General features: G+C 38.7%; 7 protein-coding genes. All 7 read right to left on the reverse strand.

Going from position 1 to position 12,777, the window contains the following annotated elements:
- Window positions 1–15: 15 nt before the first annotated feature.
- The 7 genes from P7J58_RS02530 to P7J58_RS02560 all read right to left on the reverse strand — a co-directional run bounded on the left by P7J58_RS02530 (window position 16) and on the right by P7J58_RS02560 (window position 12,685).
- Window positions 16–2,334: a hypothetical protein gene (locus P7J58_RS02530; RefSeq protein WP_105146262.1), complete on the reverse strand. Its 2,319-nt coding sequence runs from the start codon at window positions 2,332–2,334 to the stop codon at window positions 16–18.
- 11 nt (window positions 2,335–2,345) lie between these two features.
- Window positions 2,346–3,947, reverse strand: a complete 1,602-nt coding sequence (locus P7J58_RS02535; protein WP_105146263.1) for a TRAFAC clade GTPase domain-containing protein — start codon at window positions 3,945–3,947, stop codon at window positions 2,346–2,348.
- A gap of 11 nt (window positions 3,948–3,958) precedes the next feature.
- Window positions 3,959–4,636: a hypothetical protein gene (locus tag P7J58_RS02540; RefSeq protein WP_105146264.1), complete on the reverse strand. Its 678-nt coding sequence runs from the start codon at window positions 4,634–4,636 to the stop codon at window positions 3,959–3,961.
- Complete coding sequence (locus P7J58_RS02545) at window positions 4,629–6,500, reverse strand: hypothetical protein (RefSeq protein ID WP_105146265.1); 1,872 nt, start codon at window positions 6,498–6,500, stop codon at window positions 4,629–4,631. The genes P7J58_RS02540 and P7J58_RS02545 overlap by 8 nt, the downstream gene beginning before the upstream one ends.
- Before the next feature lie 230 nt (window positions 6,501–6,730).
- Window positions 6,731–10,222, reverse strand: a complete 3,492-nt coding sequence (locus P7J58_RS02550; protein ID WP_408555545.1) for a tubulin-like doman-containing protein — start codon at window positions 10,220–10,222, stop codon at window positions 6,731–6,733.
- 215 nt (window positions 10,223–10,437) lie between these two features.
- The gene (locus P7J58_RS02555; RefSeq protein WP_408555544.1) at window positions 10,438–12,495 is read right to left on the reverse strand and encodes a VWA domain-containing protein; all 2,058 of its coding nucleotides are present in this window, start codon (window positions 12,493–12,495) and stop codon (window positions 10,438–10,440) included.
- Between the two features lie 22 nt (window positions 12,496–12,517).
- Window positions 12,518–12,685 (reverse strand): hypothetical protein, encoded by a 168-nt coding sequence (locus P7J58_RS02560; RefSeq protein ID WP_222330171.1) that lies wholly within the window; start codon window positions 12,683–12,685, stop codon window positions 12,518–12,520.
- Between the last annotated feature and the right edge of the window lie 92 nt (window positions 12,686–12,777).

A 12,777-nucleotide genomic window follows, 5' to 3' on the forward strand; every position in this document is an offset into this window, starting at 1 on the left:
TGATAATTTCTCATTTTACTTCTTACCTCTACCAAAGATGCGATCTAGAAGTCCCTTGCCTTCCTTTTTCGGAGAATCTGACAAGTCTTTCGGTTTCTTCTTATCTTTCAAAACGGCTTTAAAATACTTCTTGTAATTTCCCTTACTGTCGATATACTTCTCCACAAAGCGACGAACGACTTTTTCGTCTCTCAGTCGACTTATAGCAAAATCCTCCTCTAGATTTTGACTAAGAGTTTCCGCTCCCAAAGCATCTAAAAACAAAGGATCGTCCTGTAAATAAGCCGCTACAAATAACCATACGTCAAATGGTATTTGGATACGATTGCTAAAATCGTTAAGTTTTCTAACAATAGTATTGGCCAAGTCTACTTTCAATTCTCTATATTCAGATGAATAAGCAAATTTTTCATCCAACAGAAGCCCTTCATCAATCAACTCATCAAATTCTTTAGCATACAGTCTATCCCTGATCTTTAAAAGAATATCCATCAGTTCAATATCAGTAGCAGAGAACACCAACCTTATCCATTCCTTATCTTCAATACTAGTTGTCTGAAGATCATTTAGTGCGATATGTAAAGCATCTTTTTGGTTCAATTCTATTTCTCTAAGAATATGGTGATTCGACAAGAAGTGAACCAATTCCTCAACAACTTCTTTAAAAGTAGATCGAGTATTAACATGATCAATCAGTTGGAAACGAGAGCGATAGAATTCCCACTTAGGCGACTTAACTTCCAATTCTCTCGCAATTTCTCTCAAAATTTGCGAATCATTAAAGCTATTCACATCAAGTCTATGCCAGAATTCTTCCTTAGCCATTTCTTGACATGCGGCAAATTCGTTAGGATTTCCACTTTTAACACATTCAATAGTTTTTACATAAATTTTATAACTTCGGATAGTCGTTTCTAAACGAGAAATATTATTCAGATAATTTCTCCACGCTGCATCTTTTATCATTTTTCTAAGCTTTGGCGAGGATAGAAGGTATTGTTTGTTTACTTCTAAGAAGGCAATAATTTCTTGCGGATTTTCTGCATTTATATGAATAAATAACTGACAGAGATAGGCATCTAGAAGAGACGCTTTGGTAGCATCTCTACTTAGATGAACAATAAAACGCTCTCTCTGTTCTTCATCCATATCAATGAGGTAGGAGATTGCTTCGTCTTCAGGGAGATTTGACAATACTTGTAATAGATAAGTTCTAATAGAGGTCGCTACAGTTCCATCTGTTACTCTCTCTAACCAAAACAATCTTTTTTCACTGGATTTCCCAATAGTCATTCCTCGGCGAAGGAATTCATCAAAGGGTTGCTGTAAATGTTCTTGTAACACCCTAGCCTGATTGGTAAAGTTTAGTACATGATACAGATAGGCAGACAACTGTTCATTAGTATAGTCACCTAGATTCTTTTTTATCAGAAATTGATGAGCAACTTCTAACTGAGACTCAATCTCGCAGTCTTCGGAATAAGTAGACGCCATCATTCTGTTCAATTCTCTAAAGTAATCCATCAGCCCTTGACTATTATAATTCTCTAGAACATAAGAGATCCATGTCAAGCGACGATAAAAATTTTTTTGATGTTCAGTGACAAAATTAGTTTCACCAGTCTTGGGATTAAGATAATGTTTTTTATCATGGACTTGTCTTGTAAAGACAAATTTTTTATTTGTCGTATTACAAGAAGGAGTTTGCGCTATTGAAATCTGCTTCCTTAAACTAAATGGTAGAAGAGAGTAAATCAGATATTGGATAAAAGGAATTTCTTCTTTCTGCTCATACTGTATATATAGAGGCTCATTATAACGGCGCGATGACAGTCGTAAATAAACAGAATAAAGAAAAGTCTCCACCTGTTCTCTTGACATCCCTAATGTAGAAATGGATGATTCAAGTGTTATTCCTTGATAAAAAACGGGTCTTTTATGGGTAGATAGTTCTTCCTCTGCTCGATAGAAAGATTCTTTGGCAATACTTGAAATGATATTCGTCGCATCTAGCATATCAACATCATTCCATCCCCAGGAATAGGTATGAGCGAACATATTTTCACGACCATGATAATCCTTAGACCCATACTGATAGCTAGTTATGTAGAATCTTTCAGACCTTGATTCTATCTCAAGTAAGTGCAGAGGTTTTCCATCATCATCCACCATTCCCCCGGACATTCTGGAGTGAACAGCCATCATACTTTTGGCTTCTTCATAGATAGTAGAGGCATCTGCTCCTTCGATTAAAAGGGCATCCCATCCAGTCTTAATCTGACCAGATTCCATCTTAGTCACATTGGTATAACACAGCTCTTGATAATTACTCATATTCCCTCCAACTAGTCAACGTGGTACCATTGGTGCTGACATGTATTACACTTATAGTTGACTTCTTCAACCTTTCTTAATACTTTTGCCAAAATTCCCTTAGCAGGAATCACTTCAACTTTTTCTTCCGTATCATCTTTTCCACAGACAGGACAGGAAACAAAGACCCTGGCTGGACTAAACACATTCTCATTGCTGCCGATATAGCCAAATCTATAGAATAACCAAAGCAAGGGTTCAACAATCCGTCTTGGTTGGACGATAGAAGCTGGGTATTGTTTTCCATCCTCACGAACCTCAACATCACACCCCAAGGCAGTAAAGGCGAAATAATTAAAGTTGATGAAATTGCCATACATGTATTGGTGAAGTCCATCAGCACGATTGTTCATTACCGCAGTCAAGCCCTCAGATATCTTATTGTAGTCTACTGCATTAAATAATGCCTGATTAATCCCTTTGTTGTCTTTGATGGGCTGAACATCCTTATTCAGTGCACGGATCAAGTCGCCATTTGGTACGTCTTGTGCAAACATGTCCTGCACCACTGACATGTCAGATTTAGGAAGACAAACTGCAATATTGGTCTCAACCATCTGTCCAGGATTATTTTCAGATAAGATAGCATGAATACTATGTATAGCTTCCTCTGCTGCACCACGATGTTTCCCACCTGTAGTATTGGCTTGAACAATATCTTCGATTTGCATCGGATCCACTAAGAAGATGATGCCATCTGCATGGCGGATATAGCGAACGTAATTAGCTATCTGACCCTTGTTAGATTCTTCAAAGTTCTCACCCGCAATATCATAAATAACAAAGGTCTCTTTTTGGATGCTCTTACCTTCTAAACGAGAGTCTACTTCAAAATAAAGTGGAGGCTGAAAACTTTTAAATGGTGTAGACTGAGGTATAGATGAATCAATATGAACCCTATTACGACTGACAAAATCAGCGGTTAAATTAGCATTATCATAGGCTGTCAATCCGCACTTTCTAACCAAGGAACGCATGTTACTCAGTAGAGTGGACAGATAGACCGTTTTCCCAGATGCTGTAATCCCAATAACAGCTATGATCTTAATAGACTGACTGCCATAACCATCTGGTAAGGGATTGTGGCAATGAGGACAAACCCTGTCTGTACACTGTGACCGATGTATGTCAATGGTATCTTTCAAGCGCACACCTTGACAAAAACCACTTGTATTACGGAGATAGTAGTCTTGACCTTGTTTCTCAAGGAAAACTTGATAGTTCGGATCTTTAGGGTCAATAATTGGATTGTTCCGCTTGGTATCCATCTCATGCGGGACCCCTCCGTAGCGTTCCCACCAGGTTTCATAGATGTCATTCCTCTTAGGAAGCCATTGGCTAAGTTCTTCCTTCTTATTCAAAATACTCTGCCTATCTGAACCTGTGTAGTCATCTTCAAATTGCTGCCAACTAAGGATCTGTAGACCATTACTGTCCACCTTGGATCCAAAAATCTGATTTTCAAATTGAAGAAAGTCATTCTCGAGCTTCTTCAATATATTCTCATCATTTAATCGAAATAAAACCTCATTGTCTTCGAGTTCCACAAAGCAATATGGACATTTAAATTTCATTATCTCTTCACCTACTTCTCACTCATTTCAATTTCTATACCAGGATTATCTGTCAGTATCTCCGGTCGACTATCCGATTTCACACAAAACATACCCTTTTCTAAAATCTTAGCTCCTAGAGGAATCTTGATAGTGTTCACCATATAATACAATTGGCCCAGGTAATGGCTGATATCTGATTCATTTTTCAAACAGATTTCAAAGTAATCAGTTTCTTCCGACTTATTAAAAAGAAAAAATGATTTGGACGTTTTAATTACACGTTGAGAAGATACCCTCAAGACTGAACGCACATCCACTCGAGCACTCCCTAAGCGATTAGCATTCATCTCAAAGGGACGATAAACTGCTATATCTTCGTCAGATTTCTCATAAGCCAAAACCATATAAGAACTTGCAGATGGCGTGATATTACAGCCCTGAGCTAAGGCATTTTGTGCAGATGTAACTGCTCTGATAGCATAGCCAGACATAACCTCCTGAAAGTCAGCCTTGTTAAAATCAAAATTCATTTGATCTAACAAGGTAAAAATTGAATCTAGTTGCCCTGCAATATTCAAACCAAACTGCGCCTTGATAATGAAAACATCTAACCCCTGTCTAGAAGACCAACTCAAACGATGCTGATGGGCATGATAGGTCAAATCACGAACATCATAATGGGCATGATAGTTATGAAGTCTATACATAATCTTCCTCCCCTGCGATCAAGTGGTAGTTTTCCACATTATAGATTATCATCGATACGATACTACTACCGTCACCAGTATTATAGTATGTTTTGCTATTAGTGAACTGTTCTTTAAGATAGTTGGCAACCGCTGTATCTTCCTTCATCAAGAGGGCTGAACAAGCCATTTGATAAGTACCTGCCGCCCCTGACATCATAATAGGAGTAACCTGATTACCAAATTGTTGGTAGACACTATTATGAACATCTGCGATTTGATAGTCCGGCCTATCCTGCCAACGACTAGCCAATTCCTCTTCGAAGGATTTTATGAATATCTCATTGTTGCTGAAAAGACATGATATAAATGACTGCATAAAGGCTAGATACTCTTCCATGCTTTTCACTTTTCTGAAGCCTGCATTATTATCTTCGCTATTTCTAGACCAATCATTTTCTACTAGTTTTTTATAATACTGTTCAACATCCAAATCCTTTACAGCATGTAGCTGGTATTGGCTATTCAACAGAGTATCGAACTCCTCCTGAAACTGCAATATCTGATCAGTCCAAGAAGTGAGAGCATCTATAACTTGAGTTTTAACTAAGGTAGAATTGGAAAGTTGATACCAGAATAAATTCTGTAAATAAGTCAAAATATCCAGATCCATACTCGGCTTAATAATCTCCTTCTCGAGCTCCTGATGAACAAGAGTAGGATCCATCATTCTACTGAACGCTAACAACTGCTGACTAGTTAAAGTTGGATAATGTTCCTTATAGTAGGATTGTCCGTAAGCTTCAAGTTGGTCTTTTCCAAGTTTGTCAACAATAAGCTCCTCTATATAGGCACGGCCTGAACCCATACAGAGGCTTTCAAACTCCCTTGCCGTAAAACGACTCAGAGGATCGTAATCTTCGACATCCATCCTTGGAAAGTATTCCAGTTGCTCAGGAGTTGGTAACAGATTGCTAATTGAGCCTATTTGATTTTCTATATGACGGAAGGCCCCCTTCTGTAAGCCAAATAATTCCGCCCAATCTAAGTTTCCATCCGTTTTAAGTTTTTTCCATACCGGACTAACCAATTCTAAGAACGAAACAAGAATTGACTGGGCAATAGCTGCAAACGGCTTCTCTAATTTGAGATGAGACAAGGTTTTTACTTTTCGCTGAGTAATTTGGGAAATTCCTAGTTGACTATTGGTAAAAACAATCAAAGAAGATAGTGCACTATAAATCTGAAGTAGATCCGTTATGATGGTCCCATTATCACAGACATTACTGAGCAGATAAACAGATGAAAAATCTACTAAGCTTGGCTGGTTGTCAACGTAGGCAACCAATTCATTCCGAATGGAGTTGGTCAATTGAGTTGGTTGATGAATGGGTTCTGTAAGCAAAAATAAAGATGTCGTTAATTGATTGCTAACAACAAAACGAAAATCATTCTTTACCTCCCCCATAATGTGCATCCATGTTTGAAACTCAGAGAAATTGTGTAATTGCCTTGTTTCTAAAAAGACATAGAGTAAGAGATTGTTAAAACTCGAAAAGTGGGCTTGACGAGTATCAAAAGATGAGCCAATCAAGTCTCGTAATTCAGTTTTGGAGATTGACAACATCTCACCATTGACATAATGATAATAACTATAGCCCTCCCCCTCAATCTTTATCTGCAAGAAATGTAGCTCCTCACGAAAGGCTGGCCACACTGTCAATAGGTCCTGGCGGACAGATTCATAGCGATTTTCAAGTCCTTCACCCAAAAACAATAGGTAGAGAGGGAATTCTGGATTCTCACCTCTGCCTAGATTGGCCTTATAGCTTTCCTGACGGAGTTGCTGTTCCAAACCTTCTTTTAATTCCAATATACTTGTCATGTATAAACTCCTCTCCTTTAAATATTTAACCCTGCTCCTTTTACTAAGCAATCTGGGATAACTTGTTCATCACTATGGATTCCAACAAGCTCCCAGACTATGCGACTAGTAAAAGCAAATCATAAGACCATATAGCCAAAACTAAACCAGTACCCTACAAGTTCAGTTTTGACAGATGTATGCCATTCCCTTATATGTCATAGGAATGGTATATATAAGCTAGGACAGGGTTACTGAAGATTGTTAATCTGCTTATGGGTCAGGTAAAGTTTATTAATTTCTATTAAGAAATTGATAATGTCATTAGACTGAGTATACTGTGCTGCCAGCATAAACCACCCCTGTACTCTATTCTGGGACATGAAGACATCTAATTTTGTGGCAGCAAATTGCAGTTCAGGTGCCAAGACTTGAAGACGTTGGCGTGCTGTTTCTGTCATTTGCTCAACCAAGTCCTTATCAATTTCTTTATAGGATAAGAAGGCCTGATAGAGTGGAATGCTACCAAATTCCATGGTAAAATCTGACAGAGTATGAACAGTCTGCAAACCAAATTCATCTTGCGTATAGCTGACAAGGTTCCCCTCAACATCTATCACACCTGTAAACAAGGCATCTGCAAAGTTTTTCAATTGGCGAACGCCTACAGTCAACTGTTCAATCTTAGCTTCCACCTGTTTGGTCAATTCCTCAACTTCTAAGCCAACTCCCTTAAGCTGGTCAATCGTTTCTCTAAGTGGTTGATGGAAGGCTGGCGAGCTGATAAAGTAATCTCGACGCAGTGACTCTATTTGGGAGTGATCTCCATCTGTCCTTAGGACCATGCCACTGGCTACCAATGGTGGAGTTTGTAAATCTGATAATTCTTCGATAGCTGCTTGAAGCTGTGCTACTTGAGCCGGGCTATTCGCGTTTTCAACGGTTTCACGTACGCTGTCAAATACCCCTTGAATCTTTTGAGAGGCAGAAGGGTCAAGGGTCAGGATATTGCCTGTTCGATCAATCAATCCGTAATTTTGGACTTCAGCATAGAGATCTAGTGATTCATCCAAAATTTCTTGTAGTTTTGGATGTCGAGTTGTATCTTCTAAGACAGAATAAGGGGTCAAGCTAGGTAATTTATCCCAGTTGCTAAAGGCAGGCTCTTGTATCTTCTCCCCTTTAAAGTTGACACCCTCAAAGTAATGACAGCCTGGAGATTGTTGGGTAAAGTATGCGTGCTGATATTGACCTAGTTTAAAGTAGGCAGATAGAGGAAGACCGCAAGCATTTCGCATGAGATAGATACGGTCTGACAGGTTAGAGGACTTGATGGTCCAATCATTACCACCTCCACCTTGATTGAGAGTTTTGCTTGCAGCTTCAATAGCTGTTGAGGTTATTGGAATAGAGATAGACTTTATCTCAGCGATATCTGTCCTTGACCAGACCGCACTATCGAATGGAAAGAGAGGTTCAGCCTTTTGTTCCAATGGTACAATAAAGTTGTTGTAAACATTATTGGCCAGAACTGCAGCATTCGTAGTCCCATACTTATCCTCTAAGAAGCTATCGATACTTCGACTCGCATATTTACTAAAAACTCCATCGACAAAGAAGTCAGTGACAAATTTAGCAATCTTATGCTCGTCCCTATCTTTCCAAATCTCCCTATCTCCAATCAAAGCCTTTACAAAATCTTTCAAAGTATTCGGTATATCTACTGCATTCAACTCTGCATTTAGAGTTGGTTGCAAGTCTTGAATCGTCATTAGTGGCATGATAAAGGAATGATTTTTACTCCACTGTTGCATCGCTGCCAAGGTAGTATGATTGAGTCTAAAGGTTTCTAAGAGCTCCTCCATCACTTGAGCTAGAACCTGATAGTGGATTTTGCTAAGCTCTCTAACCTGCATCTCCAACGTGTCTAAGAGTTCTCTCATTTCTTGTAAGACTGCGATTTCAAACTTAGCTTTGTGGAGTTCTTTCATATAAAAGTTATAGGCCTGATAAGCTTTTTTAAGGGTAAGTTTGCCGAGAAGTTTATGTTTCGTTTCCTCAAAATGAACACGAGCACCGTCAAACTCTGATTTGCGTTGCCCCAGCTGTCCCAACTTGTACTGCAGGCGCTGATCATTGGTTTCTTTCAATTCAGAAATGACATTTTGAATATTGTAACTAGTTGCTGCGTTGAAAAGATTAGCCACAAAAATCGGTCCAGCATTAATATCATTCAACGGGTCATCTAGTTCTTTAACTATTTTCGAAAGCAAGGAGTTTGAATTGCCAGCTCCACCTGTCAAAATAGGATGGCTAGAAGTAAGGTGATTCTTATTTTTGACAAGTGTCCCACTCTTATTAGCAATCTGGGTGGCATAGTGGTCATCCATCTCTTTATCCCCCATGGTAGCAACATAGTTATGGTCATAAGGATAATCGTCTAAACTTTCAGGGAGAGTAGAGTCCGTCAAAAGCTCTAGAAGTCCATCATATAAGTTGTCATAGCCCCTACCATTTGACCAAGCTAAAGCTACAAGTGCATTAACATCCTGCTGCAATGGAGAGTTGCTCTGAATCTTTGCAAATCCTTGAAAAACTGCAGATGCAAGATAGGTATTGATTTCTCTCATGGGCACACTAGCACAGGAAGCACCGATGACAGTATAGTTCATCTCAGTTCCAGCTATTTTTACACTGTCAGCTAGAGTCACTTTCTGAGTGAAGTTGCTTTGCTGTTGCTTTAAATCGAAAACTTTGCCCTGAGCATCATTAGCCTTTGTAATCAGGTCCATAACATACTCAGCTGTGATGTTCATGGCATAGTTATAGGCATCTGGAATGACATTATTATTCGCATCCGTACCTGAAATCAAGTGACACATGTCAACCGGGGCCTTGTCCCACTTGACAGAGAATCCCCCCTTATAATACTGGGTGAAAGCTCCACCATTTTTTCCAATCTGCATACAATAGTCCAGCTCCTGCATAGAAGCATAGCCGTTAGACTGGATATATTCTTGCGTCCTGTTATCTGAGGCTGGGATTTTCGTAATATTCACATCCGGAAGGAAGAAATAACCAAAGATAGTCGCCTGTTGACCAATTTCTCTTGCGACATGACGAACCAGGTAGCAAACGTCTAGGAAGGCCCCTGCTCCTGTACCCCCAGAAATGCCAGAAAAGATATGTATTCCTATTTTGGGATTGTTCAAACCACTCATTGCTGCATTTATCTCAGCCTTGACTTTAGTTACAAAACTATCCGCTTGGTCCATCATCAAGAGGCGACCAACCTGACGAACTCCCCCTGCTCCAGGCAAAGACAAATCTGGTATAGGCATATTTTTTTTACCCTTAAACCATTCCATCTCTTTTCTTAGAGCTAGTGCTTTTTCTTTTTCACAAATGGCATTTCCATTAGCGGTATTGATCCCGAAAAATTCTCGATTGGTCAGCGAGAGCCACTCATCTGCTGTTCCTTGACCAGATATCGTTCCCGCTCCTTGAGTATCTGTAGCACTATCTACACCTAGGAAGCGGAGATGTTCATAGGTAGGAACCACGCTGTTCGGATTATCTGGCTTGAGACGAGCATGAACCTGGGTTTTTAGGTTTCGAATACAGTCTACACCTGTACCACCTAGACCGATAAAAAGCTGAGCAACATTATCTGCCTGGTCTGCCTGTTGAACAGTAGAGACGATACCCCCACCTGCACTAAGAAGTAATTTATTATAAACCATTGGTTTTCTCCTTTATAAATATTAAATTTTTGTATCTGGATGAAGTCTAACTGACTTCAACTATTGAAGTATGAACTATATAACGCTGACTAACTAGCTTAACTTTTCTTGGAAGCTGGTTAGCTCGGACTGAAAAGCCTTGACTTCTTCTACATTCCATCCCATATATAAAGTAGCGAAATTCATCTAATTGTAATCAAAATTAACCTGCTACATCATCTAATAGGTGGACGTTTGACTGGCTTGACTTTAGGTATTTTAGGCTTGCCAGGTTTGAAAGGCATTGATGGTCTTGTTTTTGTTTCATAAACAATCTCCAGTCTCTTAGTACCTTCTTTATCTATCGTAATAGCAGCGCGATTTTTCACTGTAACCTTTTTAGTGGATTGACCTTCATACCAGACTGGTTGGCTAGTAATAAAATATACATACCCCTTACCAGTTGCTTGGAAGTAGGTTTTGTTTAAAGGTAGACCAAGCTCCCCTGAGTTAATAAAACTACCAAGATAGGCTCTGCCTCTAAATAAATCCGAACGATTGCCAGAAATAGCTGGTTGATTAGGGAGATAGGCAGTTACTCGAATAGTGCCATTGAATGTTTTCATGGTTAACAGATAAGCAGAAATCGAGAAGAACAAAGCTCCTGCTAAAATGAGAGCCAGGAGAGCCCAACCGACATTAAAAGTAGAAACAACTACTTCAATTTCTGTCGACAAACCTCCTGAGTCTATTGCCTGAATAGTAAAGGCACCCTTAGAAAGACTGAAATTCTTCATCTCTAAGAGGTTATCTTTTGAAATCGTGTAATCGTCTTCCATAAAAGAAGAGGATATAATTTGGTAATGAAGAACTTTATCTTCCTTATCTTTGGCTAAGGTATTCAAATCTAAACTATAATCGCCACCTTTAAATGGAAATGTAATAACCAAATCTTTTACAACTTTTTCCACAGGTGTAGGTGCCGTGTTGTTTTTTTGCTTTTCAGTTAAAGCCTGACTGGAGACAGTTATTGGTCCAACTTTACTAGAGTATTTTTCTAACCCATTACCAGTTACTAAAACTTGATAATGATAGATACCTTCTGGTAGTTTTTCATCTAATGTAAAGCCTTCATCCGCAACAGTCATTTGGGAGCGTTTAAGTTCTTTTCCATAAGAATCAAAGAAGATCGTATTGGCTGTATAGCCTTGATAATCCTCTTTTTTACTAGCTACTTTATCACCATCTTTTAACTTAGCGTGAATAGAAATTGGATCTTCAGGATTGACTAATAAATCACTAGGTTCTGTCGTCACTTCAATACCAAGTTGACTATTGTAAATCATATTGATTTTTACTTGCTCACCAGGTGTTCCTACTGTAATTAACTTCCAATTACCTGGTTGGACATCCTTAATTTTCAAAAGAGTTACCTGATCTGAGACTATTGGTTGGATTGATTGTTGATTTTTTTGAGGATCAAAGAGTTCTAATTGACTAGGCTTCCCATTAATGAGAATATTAACTTCCTCAACACCTAGTCCTGGTACTGTGAAATCTGTTTCTAATCGCCCATTTGCAGGGAAAACACTGTCCACTAATGATACGCTCGAAGTCCCATAAATTAAACTATAAAAGGACTGGAAGACTTGTTGTAAATCCTGAGCAGTTTGAATCTCTTTAAACTCTCCTCCAGTAGCTTGAGCAATCTGCTTCATCTCAGTAGTTTCAGCATCACCATTAGCATTCAAGGCAATAGAATAAATCTTCACTTTTCTTTCCCTAGCGGTCTGAATAGCCTCAGCTTTTTGCTCAAGAGATGTCTTTAACTCACTGTCAGAAGGCATGGCCGACTCACCATCACTTAAAAACATAATAACACTTGGTAAATTTTTATCCCCCTGACTTTCCAACATGTTCAGAGCAGTTTGCAAGCCCTCCCCAATATTGGTAAAACCGTGAGGAGCAATGCTTTTAATATCTCCAATCACAGCATTTTTTACATCAATTGAATCTGCTAATGCAAGATTGCTTTGCTTATCGATGTGGGTTGAAAACACTACGCTTCCTAATAAATTCCCTTCTTCTGTAAGCAAGTGAGAAAATTGATGAATAGCTTCATATCTCATCCCAGAAGGATCAGTCTCTTCCATGGATTTGCTGGCATCTGTAACCAAAACAATATTGAAACGATTGCGATTATTCACAAGCTCCTCAGCATAACTAGAAATTGTATGAGCAAATTGGCTACAAATTACAATTACTAGAAATAGTATCCTCATTATCTTTTTCATATATTTGTCCTCTCAATCTATATCACCAGTATCGATCATACTCTTTTAAGATATAGTCTTTGTCAGCTGATTGTTGCTTAATATGCCCATTCACCAGTAATTGGTATTCAACACCACCAAAGAAGCTTGTAGCCTCAATAACTTCAATACATTCACCTCGAACTATTTTCGATGCAATAGATATTTTCATATTCAGTACCTCTATATCATTATTTATTTGTGAAATTCTATTTTTGATTCGTATAACCATACATTTGTCATCAGGTCCTGCTATAATTCCCC

It is taken from the genome of Streptococcus suis, assembly GCF_046032535.1.
GTDB lineage: Bacteria > Bacillota > Bacilli > Lactobacillales > Streptococcaceae > Streptococcus > Streptococcus suis_AK.